Annotated in this window: 13 protein-coding genes and 1 other annotated feature; of the genes, 8 read left to right on the top strand and 5 right to left on the bottom strand. The window is 45.1% G+C overall.

Annotation, left to right across the window (positions count from 1 at the left end; all coding sequences use genetic code 11):
* Positions 1 to 8 precede the first annotated feature (8 nt).
* Both CAG60_RS00275 and gltB read right to left on the bottom strand, forming a co-directional pair.
* Positions 9 to 1,478 (bottom strand): glutamate synthase subunit beta, encoded by a 1,470-nt coding sequence (locus CAG60_RS00275; RefSeq protein WP_161438010.1) that lies wholly within the window; start codon positions 1,476 to 1,478, stop codon positions 9 to 11.
* Positions 1,478 to 6,019, bottom strand: a complete 4,542-nt coding sequence (gltB, locus tag CAG60_RS00270) for a glutamate synthase large subunit (protein ID WP_004395930.1) — start codon at positions 6,017 to 6,019, stop codon at positions 1,478 to 1,480. The genes CAG60_RS00275 and gltB overlap by 1 nt, the downstream gene beginning before the upstream one ends.
* Before the next feature lie 527 nt (positions 6,020 to 6,546).
* Here gltB and CAG60_RS00265 point away from each other — a divergent pair.
* The 3 genes from CAG60_RS00265 to CAG60_RS00255 all read left to right on the top strand — a co-directional run bounded on the left by CAG60_RS00265 (position 6,547) and on the right by CAG60_RS00255 (position 10,514).
* Positions 6,547 to 7,488 carry a TIGR01212 family radical SAM protein gene (locus CAG60_RS00265; RefSeq protein ID WP_154169087.1) on the top strand — a complete coding sequence of 314 codons (942 nt, stop codon included), beginning with the start codon at positions 6,547 to 6,549 and terminating at the stop codon, positions 7,486 to 7,488.
* 205 nt (positions 7,489 to 7,693) lie between these two features.
* On the top strand, positions 7,694 to 10,045 hold the full coding sequence (arcB, locus tag CAG60_RS00260; RefSeq protein WP_161438009.1) for an aerobic respiration two-component sensor histidine kinase ArcB: 2,352 nt from the start codon (positions 7,694 to 7,696) through the stop codon (positions 10,043 to 10,045).
* A 1-nt stretch (position 10,046) separates the two neighbouring features.
* On the top strand, positions 10,047 to 10,514 hold the full coding sequence (locus CAG60_RS00255) for a hypothetical protein (protein ID WP_040904672.1): 468 nt from the start codon (positions 10,047 to 10,049) through the stop codon (positions 10,512 to 10,514).
* Between the two features lie 216 nt (positions 10,515 to 10,730).
* Here the strand turns inward: CAG60_RS00255 and arcA are convergent, their stop codons facing one another.
* A complete protein-coding gene (gene arcA / locus CAG60_RS00250) occupies positions 10,731 to 11,447 on the bottom strand; it encodes a two-component system response regulator ArcA (RefSeq protein ID WP_004395926.1) in 717 nt (238 codons plus the stop codon).
* A gap of 307 nt (positions 11,448 to 11,754) precedes the next feature.
* Between arcA and CAG60_RS00245 the strand changes: the two genes are divergently transcribed.
* Together CAG60_RS00245 and CAG60_RS00240 are read left to right on the top strand one after the other, a co-directional pair.
* A complete protein-coding gene (locus CAG60_RS00245) occupies positions 11,755 to 12,144 on the top strand; it encodes a DUF3293 domain-containing protein (protein ID WP_161438008.1) in 390 nt (129 codons plus the stop codon).
* A gap of 167 nt (positions 12,145 to 12,311) precedes the next feature.
* The gene (locus CAG60_RS00240) at positions 12,312 to 12,797 is read left to right on the top strand and encodes a putative 4-hydroxy-4-methyl-2-oxoglutarate aldolase (RefSeq protein WP_040904670.1); all 486 of its coding nucleotides are present in this window, start codon (positions 12,312 to 12,314) and stop codon (positions 12,795 to 12,797) included.
* Here CAG60_RS00240 and CAG60_RS00235 read toward each other — a convergent pair.
* A complete protein-coding gene (locus CAG60_RS00235; RefSeq protein WP_161438007.1) occupies positions 12,794 to 13,264 on the bottom strand; it encodes a hypothetical protein in 471 nt (156 codons plus the stop codon). The two genes, CAG60_RS00240 and CAG60_RS00235, sit on opposite strands and share 4 nt — an antisense overlap.
* Before the next feature lie 262 nt (positions 13,265 to 13,526).
* Positions 13,527 to 13,647 (top strand) — a sequence feature (Thr leader region).
* Positions 13,648 to 13,679: 32 nt separating this feature from the next.
* Here CAG60_RS00235 and thrA point away from each other — a divergent pair.
* From thrA to thrC, 3 genes are read left to right on the top strand one after another with little or no spacing between them, the layout of a single operon-like run.
* The gene (thrA, locus tag CAG60_RS00230) at positions 13,680 to 16,139 is read left to right on the top strand and encodes a bifunctional aspartate kinase/homoserine dehydrogenase I (protein ID WP_161438006.1); all 2,460 of its coding nucleotides are present in this window, start codon (positions 13,680 to 13,682) and stop codon (positions 16,137 to 16,139) included.
* Positions 16,140 to 16,157: 18 nt separating this feature from the next.
* Positions 16,158 to 17,114 carry a homoserine kinase gene (thrB, locus tag CAG60_RS00225; RefSeq protein WP_161438005.1) on the top strand — a complete coding sequence of 319 codons (957 nt, stop codon included), beginning with the start codon at positions 16,158 to 16,160 and terminating at the stop codon, positions 17,112 to 17,114.
* Complete coding sequence (thrC, locus tag CAG60_RS00220) at positions 17,111 to 18,388, top strand: threonine synthase (protein WP_161438004.1); 1,278 nt, start codon at positions 17,111 to 17,113, stop codon at positions 18,386 to 18,388. The genes thrB and thrC overlap by 4 nt, the downstream gene beginning before the upstream one ends.
* A gap of 125 nt (positions 18,389 to 18,513) precedes the next feature.
* Here thrC and grcA read toward each other — a convergent pair whose 3' ends face one another.
* The gene (gene grcA / locus CAG60_RS00215) at positions 18,514 to 18,891 is read right to left on the bottom strand and encodes an autonomous glycyl radical cofactor GrcA (RefSeq protein WP_004395921.1); all 378 of its coding nucleotides are present in this window, start codon (positions 18,889 to 18,891) and stop codon (positions 18,514 to 18,516) included.
* Positions 18,892 to 19,052 lie beyond the last annotated feature (161 nt).

Here is a 19,052-nt window from a genome sequence, read left to right as displayed (position 1 = left end):
TAAAGCGCTTACGCCGATAACATTAAAGAATCATTGATCGATTCAAGATGCGTGTTGCCCATCAAGTAAGCATCAATCGCTCTGGCTGATTCACGACCTTCATTGATGCAGCGTACAACCAGTGATTGGCCAGTGCGCATGTCGCCAGCAGCAAAGACCCCTTTTTGATTGGTGGCAAAATTATCCGTTGCCACGTTACCGCGATCATCAAGTTTTATCGCTAATTGTGCGAGTACACCATGTGGTTCTGGATGTAAAAAGCCCATCGCGAGAAACGCCATATCACAAGCTATCACTCGCTCAGTGCCAGCCACTTCGCGAAACTCAGGGCGTTGTCCCGGCGCGGCCTCTTGCCAAACAATATCGGCAATTCTTAGGCCAGTCACTTGACCTTGCTCGTTGCCAATAAATTCTTTGGTCAGAATATTCCAATGTCTTTCGCAGCCTTCTTCATGGGAGGTCGATGTGCGTAAAATCATCGGATACTGTGGCCATGGCATATTGGCTGGACGTTTCTCTGGTGGCATCGGCATGATCTCGACTTGCGTAATGCTCGCCGCGCCATGACGATTAGACGTACCGACACAGTCTGAACCGGTATCGCCACCACCAATGACCACCACATGTTTGCCTTTGGCATGAATCTCTTCACCTTTAAGATCCATATTGTTAGCGCGGCGATTATTTTGTCCGAGGAACTGCATCGCAAAGTAAACGCCTTGCAAATCACGTCCCGGGATAGGTAAATCACGTGGTACGGTGGAGCCGCCAGTCAGCAAAATCGCATCGAACTCTTGGCGTAGCTGTTGCGCGTTAATATCAACCCCCACATGAGTATTAACCACAAATTCAACCCCAGCTTGAGCCATAAGATCGAGTTTGCGATCAATCACGGCCATGCTGAGTTTAAAGTCAGGAATGCCGAAGCGCAGCAAACCACCAACTTTTTCATCCCGCTCAAACACAGTCACCTGATGTCCAGCGCTATTTAATTGCTCTGCTGCGGCTAATCCCGCCGGCCCAGAGCCGATAATAGCCACTTTTTTGCCTGTACGAGCACGAGGGGTTTTGGGCTTGGCATAGCCTTCTTGATAAGCCCGCTCAACAATGGTTTTCTCAATATTACAAATGGTGATGGGATCTTGATTAATACCAAGCACGCATGAGGTTTCACAAGGCGCTGGGCATACTCGACCAGTAAACTCAGGGAAGTTATTGGTCGAGCTTAAGATTTGCCATGCTTCTTGCCAACTATCGCGATAAACCGCATCATTAAATTCTGGAATGATGTTACCAATCGGGCAGCCGCTATGACAAAACGGCACTCCACAATCCATACAGCGAGCTGCTTGTTGGTTAATTTTGTGACCAAATTCTTTATTGAGCACAAACTCATGGTTGTGTTTAATTCGCTCTGCAGGGTCGATTTTTTTTGGCAGTTCTCGACCAAACTCTAAAAATCCAGTTGCTTTACCCATTATACAGCCTCCGCTTTTTCCATTGCCGCTGCGGCTTCCTTACGTTTTTCAAGCACGGCTTTATAGTCACGAGGCATGACTTTCATCATTGTCGCTAAGCTTTGCTCAAAATTGTTGAGGAATGTTTGTGCCACTTCACTTCCTGTGAATTGAACGTGTTTAGTCAGCATCTCTTTTAACAGCGCTTTATCTTCCGCTTCGATAGGATCGAGATCGACCAGCTCAGGATTGAGTTTTTGTGAAAAATCACCGGCTTTATCCCACACGTAAGCGATACCGCCACTCATACCTGCGGCAAAGTTACGTCCGGTTGAACCAAGGATCACCGCAATACCGCCGGTCATGTACTCACAGCCATGATCGCCGACACCTTCTACGACCACTTTAGCGCCAGAATTTCGCACGCAGAAGCGTTCGCCCGCTAAGCCTCGAATATAAGACTCACCAGAGGTAGCGCCATAGAAACAGACGTTACCAACCACGATATTATCTTCGGCAATTAAGCTGGCATTGCGGTTAGGATAGAGTACTAAGGTTCCGCCAGATAAGCCTTTACCCCAATAGTCGTTGGCATCACCTTCGACTTCAAAATGGACTCCTTTGGTCAAGAAAGCGCCAAAGGATTGCCCAGCACTACCGTTAAATTTAACCGTCATAGGCTGAGGTAGCCCTTGATCTTGATAGACTTTACAAATTTCGTTCGACAACATGGTGCCAGTACTGCGATCGGTATTGATGATCGGCAGTTCGGCATTCACCGCTAAGCCTTGTTCAAGCGCAGGTTTCGCTAACTGGATTAATTGACGGTCGAGGACATGCTCCAAATTATGGTTTTGTGCGCTTTGGCAATAAATACCATCACCTTCACGGGCTGGCTCAAGATAGAGTAGGGGAGAAAGGTCGAGGTTCTTATACTTCCAGTGGCCCACATCATCACGTAATTTGAGTTTTTGCGCTTGCCCTACCATCTCATCAATGGTGCGAAAACCAAGCTCAGCCATGATTTCCCGTAGGCCTTGTGCCATATATTGGAAGAAGGTCACCACATCTTCCACGCGGCCATCAAAGCGTTCACGTAAGGTTTTGTTTTGAGTTGCGATACCGACTGGGCAGGTGTTTTTATGACACTTACGCATCATGATACAACCTTCCACGACTAAGGCGGCGGTAGCAACGCCCCATTCTTCTGCACCAAGTAAGGTGGCGATAGCGATATCGCGTGGGGTTTTCATCTGCCCATCCGCTTGTACGACGATGCGGTTACGTAAACCGTTTTTAAGTAGTGTCTGATGAGTTTCAGCCAGACCAAGTTCCCAAGGTAGGCCGGTATGGCGAATCGATGAAATAGGCGACGCGCCGGTGCCGCCGTCATGGCCTGCAATCAGCACTACATCCGCTTTCGCTTTAGCAACACCAGAAGCGATAGTGCCCACGCCAGCTTCAGAGACCAGTTTAACGTTGACTCGCCCTTTACGGTTGGCGTTTTTCAAGTCAAAAATCAGCTGCGCCAAATCTTCAATGGAGTAGATGTCGTGATGCGGTGGCGGCGAAATTAAGCCGACCCCTGGCGTTGAGTGACGAGTTGCGCCAATCCAATCATCGACTTTATCTCCTGGTAGCTGGCCGCCTTCACCTGGCTTGGCTCCTTGTGCCATTTTGATCTGAATTTCGTCGCAGTTGGTCAAATAGTAAGAGGTAACCCCAAAGCGTCCAGAGGCGACTTGCTTGATGGCTGAGCGTTCCCAATCGCCATTCTCTTTACGAACGAAACGCGCGGGATCTTCACCCCCTTCACCAGAATTGGAACGTGCGCCCAGGCGGTTCATGGCGACTGCTAATGTTGAGTGCGCCTCATGAGAAATCGATCCGAACGACATTGCGCCAGTGGCAAAGCGTTTCACAATACTCGACACCGGCTCGACGTCTTCAATCGCAACTGAACCCGCTGGATTTTTAATAAAATCTAGCTGACTACGCAGGGTCACCGCTTTATCCCCTTGGCTATCGACAGCAGCAGCATACTGCTTGAACTGTTGATAATCTTTATTACGGGTAGAGTGTTGCAGTAAATGGATGGTTTCTGGGTTAAACAGGTGTTTTTCACCACGCTGTTTCCACTGATAGACACCGCCGACATCGAGCATTTGTAACGGGATTTCACGAATCGGATAGCCAATACGGTGACGAACCACCACTTCTTTGGCGATATCGTCTAACGTTAAGCCCTGAATACGAGTAACAGTACCAGTAAAGTATTTGTCTACCACCGATTTACTGATCCCTAAGGCTTCAAAGATTTGTGCTCCATGGTAGGACTGTAAAGTTGAGATGCCCATTTTTGAGAAAATTTTCAATAGGCCAGCATTGATCCCTTTACGATAGTTTTCGAAGTATTTATTCACCTCAACGTCAGTATCCAGCTTATTGCGACGCTGCAAATCGACAATGGTTTCGACCACTAAATACGGGTTCACCGCATTGGCACCATAGCCGACTAAGGTAGCAAAATGGTGAGTTTCGCGCGCATCCCCAGTTTCAACCACAATACCGCACTTAGAGCGTAGTCCTTTACGGATCAGATGATGATGGACAGCACCGACAGCCAGCATCGCTGGAATCGCGGCATGGTTAGAATTTACCGCGCGGTCAGTAAGAAGAATGATGGAATAGCCATCGATCACCGCATCTTCAGCGTATTGGCAGATGCGTTTGAGTGCTCGCTCAAGTTTGCCTGGCTCTTCACTGGCTTGAAAAACAATATCCAGTGTTTTAGCTTGCAGGTGCTCATTATCAATCGCGCGCAGTTTTTCTAATTCGGCATTAGAAATCACCGGTGATTCTAGCTCGACTTTACGACAATGAACCGGAGATTCAGCGAGTAGGTTTTGATCACGACCAATATAGGTATTGAGCGACATGACCATCCGTTCGCGGATCGGATCGATCGGCGGGTTGGTTACCTGCGCAAACAACTGTTTAAAGTAGTTTGATAGATGCTGAGACTGATGCGACAGCACCGCCACTGGCCAGTCGGCTCCCATTGAGCCAAGAGGCTCATAGCCGGTTTCCGCTAAGGTAAAGATAATGTCGTTGACTTCTTCACTGCTGACCCCAAACGCTTGCTGACGATGGAGCAGGCGCTCAGGTGAAGGCTGACTGTGAACGTTATCGGCCTCAGGCAGCTTTTTTAGGCTCAGTAAGTTATCTTCTACCCATTTTTCATAAGGCTGCGCGTTAGCGATGCCATCTTTGACTTCTTCATCAGAAATGATTCGCCCTTGTTCAAGGTCGGCGACAAAAATGCGTCCGGGTTGTAAGCGACCACGATATTCGACATTAGCGGGATCGATTTCTACCACACCAGATTCAGAGGCCATGATCAAAAAATCGTCTTTAGTGACGGTATAACGAGAGGGGCGTAGGCCGTTTCTATCTAAGGTTGCGCCTACTTGTACGCCATCGGTAAAGCACACTGAGGCTGGGCCATCCCATGGTTCCATGATATTGGCATGATATTGATAAAAGGCACGACGCTTGGGATCCATGGTTTTATTTTCTTGCCACGCTTCGGGGATCATCATCATCAATGCGTGCGGCAAAGTGCGGCCCGATAGCACCAATAACTCTAACACCATATCAAAGTTAGCAGAGTCTGACGCGCCTTCCTGACAAACCGGCAGCAGCATATCAATTTCTGCTTGGGTAAAGAGATTGGATTGTAAAATAGCTTCGCGGGCTTTCATCCAGTTCAAGTTACCGCGTACGGTATTGATTTCGCCGTTATGGGCAATGTAACGAAACGGCTGCGCTAAACGCCATCTTGGGAAGGTATTGGTGGAAAAACGTGAATGCACCAGAGCCAAGGCGGTAACCATGGTTGGGTTTTGTAGATCGAGAAAATATTGCGGAACTTGCTCAGTGGTTAACTGACCTTTATAAACCAGCGTTTTATAGGAGAGCGAGTTGATATAAAAATCATCGCCAATATTAGAAACGCTTTCGAGACAAACGCGAACGGTATAGTTACGCAGAACGTAGAGTTTGCGTTCCAATTCTTGCGGCGTACTTCCTGGACCGGCTGAGATGAAAACATGTTCAAAATAAGGCTCAGTACTGAGTGGATCGGCACCGAGCATGCTGTTGTCGGTTGGCAGTTTACGATAACCGAGGACATCAAGATCAAGGCGCTTAGCATTACGCTCTAAAATATCACGACATTGAGCGCGTTTGTGCTCATCCCTTGGAAACAAGACGACGCCGACGCCGTATTGGTCAAATGACGGTAGTTTAATTCCCAGTTTTACCGCTTCCTCTAAGAGGAATTCGTGAGGTTTCTGCAGTAAAATACCCGCTCCGTCACCGCTACAAGGGTCACAACCTTGTCCGCCACGATGTTCCATGCGCGCTAGCATATCTAGGGCTTGAGTCACGACATGGTGTGATTTACGGTTTTTGAGGTGAGCAACAAAACCGATGCCGCAAGCGTCATGCTCGAGTTCTGGCGTATACAGACCTTGCGAACTTTGTTCTCTATTAACCATAGATACATCCTTCCAGTTCAGTTGGACACAAGCAAGCCAAGGCAAGCCCCAGCACTGCATCTATCCTTATTGTTATCCATTTAAATCGATCTATGCTGACCGACTCGCATCCCTTCCGTCTCTCACAGGAAATATATAGTGTGAGAAAAACAATCCTTAGTGATATTCCTCTGTTTAACCACATTTTATAGTGGTTTATATAGGTAGGAATGGAATATCGCCGACGTTTCCTGAGCTTATTTGTAATAAAACAAACAAAAATCGTCATGAAACTGTAACTATCCTACAATTTTGTTAGCCGTAAATGCAATGAAAAACTCGGTCTTTTTTGCGCCTTTTTCTCAGTCTCTGCATAATCAGCGCAACATTTTTCAAACAAAGTTAGCTAAATGCAGATTTAATGAATGTTTATTGATTTTGCACCACGCGGTATCTATCTCATACGCTTACTATTTATTCCTTTCGATGTAATTTAATTACATAGATCGAAGTGAGAGTTATTTGTATTCACAGCTTGGGTATTCGTTATGCAACTGCATCAATTAGTAAACACATTAGGGCAAGATCTTCAACGCCGCTATGGTGAGAAAGTCCATAAACTGACGTTGCATGGTGGTTTTAGTTGTCCTAATCGAGATGGCACCATTGGTCGAGGCGGATGCACATTTTGTAATGTTGCCTCTTTTGTTGATGAACATACCCAAAAGCAAAGTATTGCTGATCAGCTAAAAGAAAGAGCGGGTGAAGTTCAGCGTGCCAATAAATACTTAGCTTATTTCCAAGCCTATACCAGCACTTATGCCGAAGTTCAGGTGTTAAAAGCCATGTATCAACAAGCGTTGCAAAGTGCCAATATTGTCGGTTTGTGTGTGGGCACTCGCCCTGATTGCGTCCCGGATGCGGTATTGGAACTGTTGCATGATTATGTGCAGCAAGGGTTCGAAGTTTGGTTAGAATTGGGTTTGCAGACCGCAAATAATAGTACTTTAAAGCGCATTAATCGCGGTCATGATTTTGATTGTTATCAATCGATCGCTCAAAGAGCAAGAGCGCTTGGTATTAAAATCTGTACTCATTTAATCGTTGGGCTACCTAAAGAAACGGCAAGCGATAATGTGGCGACATTACAGCAAGTCGTTGAAGTGGGAACAGATGGTATCAAGTTGCATGGTTTGCATATTGTTGATGGGAGTACGATGGCCAAAGCGTGGCGGGCAGGGAAGTTAGTTGCGCCAACATTAGAAGAGTACGTCACGATTGCCAGCCACCTCATTCGCTTAACGCCACCTGAAGTGGTTTATCATCGAGTCTCTTCTGCCGCTCGCCGTCCTACGTTGTTGGCTCCTCTCTGGTGTGAGAATCGTTGGCTGGCGATGACTGAGATTGGCCGGCGATTAGCAAAAGATGGCGCGCAAGGTTCATTAATCGGGCGTCCTTTCCAATACATTAATCCGACCAACAAAAAATAAGCCGCTCACTTTTAAACGCAATTTACTGCGTTACGCTAGGCAAACTCTTAGAATAGTTGCAGATCCTGATTTGAGAAGCTGGTATCTTTATCTTTTAAGTCTTTTTAATCACAGGCTTTTTATCTGAAAGCGCTGTTGGATTAGCGCTGAGCCGCGGTTTTGAAACTCACTTAGCGTCACGGCCATTATCTATGCGGAACCTGCAATGAAACCGATAAAAAACTTAGCTCAATACTACGTCGATCTACTTGTTAAATTGGGTATTTTACGTTTTTCAATTTTACTGGCTTTAGCGTTGGTTGCCTTAGCGGTGGTAGTCCAAGTCGGAATTACGCTGGTTTTGAAAGGTTTTGTCGATGACATTGATATTGTACGTTCGGTATTTTTTGGACTATTGATCACCCCGTGGGCGGTATATTTCTTATCAGTCGTGGTCGATCAGTTGGAAGAGTCTCGACAACGTCTCTCTAAGTTAGTCTCCAAGCTCAAAGATATGCGCTCGCGAGATCAAGAACTTAACCAACAGTTACAGCAGAATATTGTCAAACTCAATCAGGAGATAGAAGAGCGAATTAAAGCCGAAGAAGCCCGTGAAGAGGCGATGGTTGATTTAGAAAACGAAGTGTATCAACGAGAGAAAACGCAGTTGGAATTGGCCGAACGTACCGCGCTATTACGCTCGTTCATCGATGCCTCACCGGACTTAATTTATTACCGTAATGCGAAAGGTGAATTTTCCGGCTGTAACCGAGCAATGGAAGAGCTAACCGGGAAACGGGAAAGTCAATTAGTCGGTCTGACACCTTGGGATGTGTATCGTAAGGAAATTGCTCAATCGATAGTTGAAACCGATCAGCAAGTATTTAAGAATAATCAAGCCATTACCTATGAGCAATGGCTTGAATATCCCGATGGGCGTAAACACTTCTTTGAACTGCGCAAAGTGCCTTTTTATAGTAAAGAGGGCCGTCATCTAGGTTTAGTGGGTTTTGGACGAGACATTACTGAACGTAAGCGTCATCAAGAATCGCTAGAAAAAGCCAGCCGTGATAAAACCACCTTTATTTCGACCATCAGTCATGAATTACGCACGCCACTTAATGGTATTGTCGGTTTAAGTCGAATGTTACTTGATACCCAACTAACGGATGAACAGCGTAAGCATATGCAAACCATTCAAGTCAGTGCGATTACGCTGGGTCATATTTTTAACGATATTATTGATATGGATAAATTCGACCGACGTAAGTTAGAGCTGTTACCCGCCCCTTTAAACTTTGTCGAATTTGTCGCTGAGCTAGAAAGCCTGTCTGCTTTAATGGCAGAGCAAAAAGGACTGCGTTTTGATTTGGAGCGCTTAACCGAGCTGCCGACTTGGATTGAAGTCGATGCAACACGCTTGCGCCAAGTGCTGTGGAATTTAATGAGTAACGCCATGAAGTTCACCAAAGAAGGTGGCGTAGTGATGAGTGTCAGTGCGGATATTCATCCAGGTTCTGCTGACATCACCATGGAAATAGAAGATACCGGTATTGGCATCCCTGAAGATGAATTGGATAAGATTTTTGCCATGTATTATCAGGTTAAATCTGGCAAAGATAACCTCCATGCTGTAGGAACGGGCATTGGTCTTGCGGTTTCGCGCCAATTAATTAATTTAATGGCTGGTGATATCGAGGTAAGCAGCGAAGAGGGCTTCGGCAGTACCTTTACGGTGACTATCCGAGTGCCCTTAGTGAGTCCTCCTGATAAGCCGCAATTAAGCCTAACTCCACAAAAAAGTTTACGTATCTTTATGGTGGAAGATATTGAGCTTAATGTCACGGTTGCTCGCTCACTGTTAGAGAGCTTAGGCCATCAGGTTACGGTCGCTATGACCGGTGAAGAAGCTAAACAACGATTTATGCCCGATCAGTTTGATTTGGTTTTCTTAGATATCCAACTGCCGGATATGACCGGGTTTGATGTGGCGCAGTTTTATCGAGAGACTTACTCCTCATTACCACCACTCGTTGCGTTGACCGCCAATGTCTTGAAAGATAAGCAGCAGTATCAAACCCAAGGATTAGATGATGCGATAAGTAAGCCGCTTTCGGTGCAAGCGGTGCAAGCGGTGATCAGTAAAGTCATTGCTCAGCAGCCATTTCAGACCGAGGCTACGAATATCCCTGATGTTGATCTTGCAGAGCCTTGTTATCAAGAGTTATGTGGCCGTTTGCTCGATCTCGACATGTTAAACTCTTATCTCGATATTGTCGGGCCTCAACCTATGTTAGAAAGCGTTGAGATGCTTGAAAAAATGATGCCGAGTTATTTAGAGGTCTTGGATTCTAATATGGTGGCGAAAGATCAAGCTGGCATTGTCTCTGAGGCTCATAAAATTAAAGGTGCAGCAGGCTCCATCGGCTTAAAACGAATTCAAAACGTTGCACAAAAAGCTCAGTCTCCCGATGCGCCAGCATGGTGGGAAAATATTACCGATTGGGTCGATGAAATAAAAAATGAATACCGTAATGATATTCAGGTGTTAAAACAGTGGTTAGAGCAAAGGAGATAATATGAAAAAATATGGCTTAATGATACTCACATTTTTATTGTCAGCGTGTGCAACGTCGCCGCAAGTCAATTGGCAGGCAAGTAATGCGGCACTATTTTCTCAGACCGCTATTCAGCTAAAAAGCAACTTATGGACCGATAGGATGCCTAAAATAGCATTAACTGAGGAGGCTACTGAGCTCGATTTTACCGACAATTTAAACGGTACTCTAGTGTTAGAAACTTCAGGTCAATTGCCAGCGGATTTAACCCTGTTTCAATTAGTGTTCAGACAAGGAGATGAGATCTGGTCGCTTGCTGGCTCTGAGTTAGAACTTCGTACACCAAGCGAAAATAATTGGGAAGTGGTATTTAACAGCACGCTATCGGTGGATATTAACCGTCCAGTGAGTGTGGCGCTGGGGGTACAAGACAGTTTAGGTAAGACGTGGTTAGTCGAGCATCAAGTATCGATTGATAAAGTCTATTAACGAATACCTAGGGTCTGTTGACTTTAGAGTGGACTTTAAAACTAGCGGCTCTTTCGCTTCGAACATCTCGTCATCTATGCATATAGCGATTGATTCATGTCTCGCTTCGCGGCTGCTCTAAAAAATTCGCGAGCACCTGTAGACCCAGTGATTTCGGCATGATAACCATAAAAAAGCCTCGATCATCTGTCGAGGCTTTTTTAATCACATACTCGCTTACTCAGTGATATCGCCACAGAAGCGATAGCCTTCACCATGAATGGTCGCGATGATTTCTGGTGTACCAGAGATCGATTCAAAATGCTTACGAATACGACGGATGGTAACGTCAACGGTGCGATCATGAGGCTTAAGTTCACGACCGGTCATTTTCTTCAATAGATCGGCACGAGTTTGAATTTTCCCCGGATTCTCACAGAAATGAAGCAGAGCACGGAATTCTGAACGTGGCAGCTTGTAACCTTCACCATGTGGGCTGATCAAAGAACGACTATTGATATCCAATACCCAGCCATTAAATTGATACTTTTCAACCGAACGCTTTTCTTCGTGAGCAACGTTGGCATTCATTGAACGGCTCAATAAGTTACGCGCACGGATGGTTAATTCACGAGGGTTAAAAGGTTTGGTGATGTAATCGTCAGCACCAATTTCAAGGCCTAGAATTTTATCAACTTCATTATCACGGCCGGTTAAAAACATTAACGCAACATCAGCTTGTTCACGAAGCTCACGAGCAAGCAGTAAGCCGTTTTTACCCGGTAGGTTAATGTCCATGATGACTAAGTTAATGGGATTATCCGACAGTATTTGGTGCATCTCTTCACCGTTACTGGCTTCAAAAACAGCGTATCCCTCTGCTTCAAAAATACTTTTTAATGTGTTGCGAGTGACTTGCTCGTCTTCAACGATAAGAATCTGCGGGGTTTGCATTTGGCGGTACCTAAACTTGTGAAAAAATTGTACTAATAGAACTTATTCTAGGCAAAAACATAACATACAAGAAACTTTATGTTGATAATAAATCAAAGTATCTTGAAAAATCACCTCAACTGCCGCCGTCCTTGGTGTATTTGCTATAAAGATCCATCACCTTTCACTTCTATTAGCCTTTGAGCGGATTCTATAATGTTAACAGCATGCTAACAACGTCCAAATGTTAATTCCAATCACTTTGTTGATTTATATCAAGAGTTGCAATGTAACAGATATGAATAGTAATAACGAGATGTAAAAAGAGATGATCAATGAAAACCTATGGTACGCTTACACTCAAGTCACGCTGGTGTTCCCAACAAGGAGTATTGAAGGGAATTTTGCGATTATTACCGCATGTAACCCACGAAGTGTTCGCTTGTCAGAAGATGAGAATCGGCGAAATAATCGACGTTTACAGCAAACTTTAATCGGCTATGATTTGACCGATGTTATCGTTGGTAATGATGATTTTAGTTGGTATGAAGAGAGTTTTGCGGTCGTGATGCCTCTCGCTGACGCGGTGGTTTTAGCTGGCCAGTTTGCGCAAAATGCGCTTTATTACGTACAAGATGGACAACTTATTTTGCAATCTTGCCTTGATCATCAACGATTCAATTTAGGGTTATTATCAAGCAAAATCACATCACCTTAAACCGAGTCATGTAACAGATTTACTTATTCCTTGCGATTTGAAACGGTAGCGGTGGGTGTGAGTACTCGATCAGCAAGTTGATTATTATTGGCGCTGATTAAGACACATACACTTACTCGCGATGTTACCACTTCTTGTCGTTGGGCGATTAGAATCATGGAGGAACAATGAACGATATAACACCGGATCTGTGTGATAAGTACCCATCACAAGTTACGCTACTTAACCTACCACTACAAAATTTTGGCATGCGTAGTGCATTTTGGGGAGAGATAGTCACTGTACGTTGCTATCATGATAACTCAAAAGTCAAAGAGATTCTCAGTCAACCAGGTAAAGGTAAAGTTTTGGTTGTTGATGGTAATGGTTCTTGCCAAAAAGCCTTAATGGGCGATCAAGTTGCGATCATGGCAATTGAAAACGGTTGGGAAGGCGTGATCATTAATGGTGCCATCCGCGATGTTGTGGCGATGTCACAAATGGATTTAGGGATTAAAGCGTTAGGTACCTCGCCCTTTAAAACTGACAAGCGTGGTGCAGGAGAGGTCAATGTGACTCTAACTTTGCACAACCAAATGGTTCAACCTGGGGATTATCTGTATGCCGATTGGAATGGCATTTTACTCTCTGAGCAATCGCTAACGTTGGCTTAAAACCGAAAGCCGATGCCGAACTCAATACCCTGTTGCCATTCTTGATAGTCAAGGGTGGCGTGTAAATCTAAGTTTTCCGATAGACGTAGGCGACTTGATAGCTCTGCTGAAAAGGCGTCATAGCGACGTTTTTGGTCATCGTATTTTGTCGATGAATAAAGGGTACTCTTAACCGAGATTCGCTCGTTAACTTTGTAACTCACACCGCTTAAAAAGCCATTACTAGCGCCATTGATTGAGGCGCTTGATGAGTTAATCCTCGCACCGACATAAAGATCAACGTTACGAAAGAGATTGTAAGCGTAGCCACTATCAATTACCCAACTATCGAAAGTTTGGCTATTGGGGTCACTGTAGAGAAAAACGGTGTGCGCAGAGCGGGAGGGCTCAGAAGGTAAGGAGGGGAGCGTTACCGCGTGGGCGCTTAATGCTAGCCATAAGCCAGACAGAGCGATCAGTATGCGCATGGTATCCTCCTTGTTACCGAGCTTTGTTTCACGTTGAACACTATTTAAGCATAAAATTCCCCGCTTTGCAGAGAGAAATTATCTTGAATTTATCTCTATGATTAATGGATGGGTGATAAAGCTCGGTTTTGTTTATCTTTATTGAGCGAATGATTATTTAAAATGCATAGAATGTTAAACTTTTTATTGACTCTGCAACAAGAAATAAGGTAAACGTAGATAAACGCCCACAGAAAGTGATTTATCATCGTGATGACATTGTTCAGCCTAGTAATGACCACCACCATTATTACCACCGACACTACGCATGTTGGGGCGGGCTGCTGAGCGTAAAATTTCACAAGAAAAAGGCCTGTATCCCCACCGATACAGGCCTTTTTTTATACCTATTATTTTGACGAGTTTGGAGAAAGGGATGCGAGTATTAAAATTTGGAGGTTCATCATTAGCGGATGCTGAACGTCTATTGAGAGCGGCCGATATTATCGTTAACAATGCTCAACAAGAAGACGTGGCCATTGTGCTTTCAGCACCGGGTAAAACCACCAATAAGCTAGTGGCGATTATCGATACGGCGTTACGTCATGGTGATGTTGAAAGGCAAGTGCTTGAACTGGAACAGTCATTCCAACGTTTGTTTAGTGATATTCAAGCTCAGCTCCCCAAGATAGACGGCGCTGCTTATCATCGACAAGTAGAGCAATCTATGACTCAACTGCGTCAGTTTGTGCATGGTATTCATCTGTTAGGCATGTGTCCTGATAATGTCAATGCGCGGATCATCAGTAAAGGTGAGCGTATTTCTATACAGCTAATGAAAGCGGTCATCCAAGCCAAAGGTTTAGCGGTCAATTTAATTGATCCAGTTCAGTATCTCATCGCTAAAGGTGATTATCTGGAAGCCATGGTCGATGTTGAACTTTCGACACAAAACTTTTTACAGTCCCCATTACCCAAGCAACATGTCCATATCATGCCTGGTTTCACCGCAGGTAATAAAAAAGGTGAGCTGGTTTGTTTAGGGCGTAATGGATCGGATTATTCGGCGGCAGTATTGGCGGCGTGTTTACGCGCAGAATGTTGTGAAATCTGGACCGACGTTGATGGCGTGTATAACTGTGACCCTCGTTTGGTTGCCGATGCTCGCTTACTCAAGTCGCTTAGCTATCAAGAAGCAATGGAGTTGTCTTATTTTGGTGCTTCGGTGTTGCACCCCAAAACTATCGCCCCAATCGCTCAATTCCATATCCCATGTTTGATCAAAAACAGCTTTAATCCGCAAGGGGCGGGGACATTAATTGGTCAAGATACGGGTGAAGATCAACTGGCGATCAAAGGCATCACGACCTTGAATCATTTGACCATGGTTAACGTATCCGGACCGGGTATGAAGGGCATGGTTGGTATGGCGAGTCGTGTATTCGGTGCAATGTCTACTGCTGGGGTATCGATTGTCTTGATCACTCAGTCGTCTTCTGAATACAGCATTAGCTTTTGTATTGAAGCCCAAGATAAACGGTTAGCTCAACAAGCATTAGCCGAAGCATTTGAGTTGGAACTAAAAGAAGGCTTGTTGGAGCCGGTTGAGTTTATGAACGATTTGTCGATCATTACATTGGTTGGTGATGGCATGCGCACCTCACGTGGCGTGGCGGCGCAGTTTTTTGCTTCGTTAACCGAAGCACATGTCAACATTGTTGCCATTGCTCAAGGCTCTTCCGAACGAGCGATTTCTGCAGTGATCCCAGAAGATAAAGTCTCACCTGCCATTAAAGCGTGTCATGAAAACTTGTTTAACTCAAAACATTTTCTTGATGTGTTTGTGGTTGGCATCGGTGGTGTTGGCGGTGAACTGGTGGATCAAATTTATCGTCAACAAACCAAACTTGCTGCCAAAGGTATCGTGATCCGCGTCTGTGGTTTAGCGAATAGTAAAGGGTTATTACTCGATGCTGACGGCCTGCCATTAGATCATTGGCGAGACAGAATGAGCGCCGCGACGGAGGCTTTCTCTTTAGCCAATTTAACCGCTCTGGTTCAACGTAATCATATTATTAATCCAGTATTAGTTGATTGTACGTCTAGCGAAGTGATTGCTAGCCAATATGCCGATTTTCTTGCCGCAGGCTTTCATGTGGTGACGCCTAATAAAAAAGCCAATACAGGTAGCATGGCTTACTATCAGCAATTACGTAATGTAGCTCGTCAGTCGCGCCGTAAATTAATGTATGAAACTACCGTCGGGGCTGGTCTACCGGTTATTGAAAATTTACAAAACTTGATTGCCGCAGGGGATGAACTTGAGCAATTTAACGGTATTTTATCCGGTTCTCTCTCGTTTATTTTTGGTAAATTGGATGAGGGACTGACTTTTAGTCAGGCGACGTTATTAGCCAAAGAGAAAGGCTTTACTGAGCCGGATCCCCGAGATGATTTGTCTGGGATTGATGTAGCGCGTAAGTTACTAATTTTGGCTCGTGAATCTGGTTTAGCGCTTGAACTGAATGATGTCGAGGTTGAGCCAGCTTTACCACCGGGTTTTGATGCTTCAGGCAGTGTTGAAGCGTTTATTGCTCGTTTACCACAAGCTGACCACTATTTTGCACAGTTAGTTGATCAAGCGCGTCAGCAAGGCCGTGTACTTCGCTACGTAGCAGAAATTTGCGCTGGGCGTTGTCAAGTTCGTCTCGCGATGGTTGATGAAAACGACCCGATGTTTAAGGTCAAAGATGGTGAGAATGCACTGGCATTTTACAGCCGTTATTATCAGCCGATCCCGTTGGTACTTCGTGGCTATGGTGCTGGTACTGAGGTCACAGCTGCGGGTGTTTTTGCCGATGTGATGCGGACATTAGGCTGGAAGTTAGGGGTTTAAGCGATGAGTTCAAGTGATATGAGTGTAGTAGTTTACGCGCCAGCCTCGATTGGGAATGTGAGCGTCGGTTTTGATGTTCTGGGTGCCGCCGTCTCTCCGATTGATGGCAGTTTATTAGGCGACCGAGTGTGCGTTCAAGCGGGAAGCCTGCCTTTTGAACTCAAAACCGCGGGGCGCTTTGTCGATAAACTGCCTAGCGATCCTGAGCAAAATATTGTTTATGACTGTTGGACGGTGTTTGTTCGTGAATTAACCATCAAGCAGATCGCCGCAAAGCCTCTCGTGATGACCCTAGAGAAAAATATGCCGATTGGATCTGGACTTGGTTCTAGCGCTTGTTCAATTGTTGCCGCGCTCGATGCCTTAAATCGCTTTCATGGCCAACCATTGAACGAGACTGAATTACTGGCATTAATGGGGGAAATGGAAGGAAAAATCTCCGGTGGCATTCATTATGATAATGTCGCACCATGCTACTTAGGTGGCTTGCAGTTGATGATTGAGGAGCAAGGCATAATCAGCCAACCTGTACCGGGTTTTGATCAGTGGTTTTGGGTCATGGCTTACCCTGGGATCAAAGTTTCAACCGCTGAAGCTCGGGCTATTTTACCCGCTCAATATCGTCGTCAAGATGTGATTGCTCATGGCCGTCATCTGGCTGGCTTTATCCATGCCTGCCATACTCAGCAACCGGAATTGGCTGCCACGATGATCAAAGATGTGATTGCTGAGCCATATCGTGAAAAACTGTTACCCGGTTTTAGCCAAGCCCGCGAGTATGCCAAATCTGCCGGGGCTCTGGTCACGGGGATTTCAGGTAGTGGCCCAACTTTATTTAGTATTTGTCAGCAGCAAGACGTTGCCGAGCGCGTTGCGAAGTGGCTTGAAAAAAATTATTTACAAAATGAACAAGGATTCGTGCATATTTGTCGTCTAGACAAGCAAGGATCACAAGTAACAGGAAGTCAATTATGAAGCTGTACAACATCAAAGAAAATGATCAACAAGTCTCTTTTGCTCAAGCCGTTCGCCAAGGCTTAGGTCGTAATCAGGGGTTGTTTTTCCCTGCTGAGTTACCTAAATTTAGTGATATTGACGCGCTATTAGATGAAGATTTTATCTCGCGTAGCAGTAAAATTTTATCTGCGTTAATTGGTGATGAACTGGCCACGGAAAAAGTGACTGAGATGGTCAATCAGGCGTTCCAATTTCCCGCGCCGATTAAAGCGATCAACCAAGGTATTTATGCATTAGAGCTTTTTCATGGACCGACGCTAGCGTTTAAAGATTTTGGTGGTCGCTTCATGGCTCAATCTCTTGCGGCGGTCTCTGATGGCGGTAAAATTACTATTCTCACTGCGACATCCGGTGATACAGGAGCGGCTGTTGCCCATGCTTTTTATGGTATGCCTAACATTAATGTGGTGATTTTGTACCCGAAAGGAAAAATTAGTCCGTTACAAGAAAAGCTATTTTGTACCCTAGGCGGCAACATTCATACCATTGCGGTGAACGGTGACTTTGATGCTTGCCAAGCACTAGTCAAGCAAGCCTTTGATGATGCCGATCTGCGTCAGCAAATCGGCCTTAATTCAGCTAACTCGATTAATATTAGTCGCTTAATGGCGCAAATTTGTTATTACTTTGAAGCGGTTGCTCAGCTTAGTAAAGCGGAGCGAGAAAACTTAGTCATCAGTGTCCCTAGCGGTAATTTTGGTAATTTGACGGCTGGCTTATTTGCTAAAGCCATGGGGTTACCGGTCAAACGTTTTATCGCCGCAACTAATGCCAATGATACCGTGCCACGTTATCTTGAGACGGGAAAATGGGATCCGAAACCAACCGTCGCCACCACCGCCAATGCGATGGATGTGAGTCAGCCGAACAACTGGCCACGTATTGAAGAGCTATGTCGATTACAAAGCTGGGGTTTAGATACGTTAGGTAAAGGCTCAGTCTTGGATAATGAAAGCGCTCAAGCGGTACAAGAACTCAATGAGCTTGGCTATTTGTGTGAGCCACATGGTGCGATTGGTTATCGTCTCTTAACTCAGCAATTACAACCAGGTGAAACCGGGTTATTTTTATGTACCGCGCATCCTGCGAAGTTTAAAGAAGTGGTTGATGATATTTTAGGTAGCGATATTGATCTTCCTGCCCCGCTTGCTAAACATGCCGTGATGACTTTGCTTTCTGAACAGCTTGATGCGGATTTTGCCCAATTGAAAGCGCGCTTAGTGGCTTTGTAATATTGAGTTTACGCTCGAACTGTCATGCGAAGTCGTGTCGGAATAAATAGAAAACGGCGTCTATAGTCATAGACGCCGTTTTTATATTCAGGGTTATCATATCAAGATAACCACTTAACTCACGATTATAGTGATTCAGTAAAAGTACGTGCAATCACATCGCGTTGTTGTTCGGTCGTCAGTGAGTTAAAACGCACCGCATAACCAGAAACACGAATGGTTAATTGTGGGTATTTTTCTGGGTTAGCGACGGCATCTTCTAACGTTTCACGTTTTAGTACGTTAACGTTTAGGTGTTGACCACCTTCAATACGAGGAGTGGTTTCAACCGCCACTTCACGACTTTCATAATCGCCAAATTCGCTCAGCGCAACGACTTGGTCTGCTTCATAGCCTTTGACTGCCGCAACGCAACGTGCTTGATTGGTTTGGCTATCGATCAGCCAGATAGAGTTAAGCAGGTCGTCATTGGCGGCTTTAGTGATTTGGATACCTTGGATCATTACTGTCTCCTTGCCCACTGAATGTGGCATTATTGGTGTTAATTTTCAATACGTGTTGAGCTGGGTATTATATAGCTTATATCCCCACTTTAAGTATTGATTTGGGTCAAAAAACATCAATGTTGCTTGTTTTTGAATCGGCTGTAGAATTGATCTCAATC

Source organism: Vibrio sp. V33_P6A3T137 (assembly GCF_009904835.1).
In the GTDB taxonomy this organism is placed as follows: Bacteria; Pseudomonadota; Gammaproteobacteria; order Enterobacterales; family Vibrionaceae; genus Vibrio; species Vibrio metschnikovii.
Note: the sequence above shows the minus strand (reverse complement) of the source record. Positions and strands in the feature narration are given on the sequence as shown.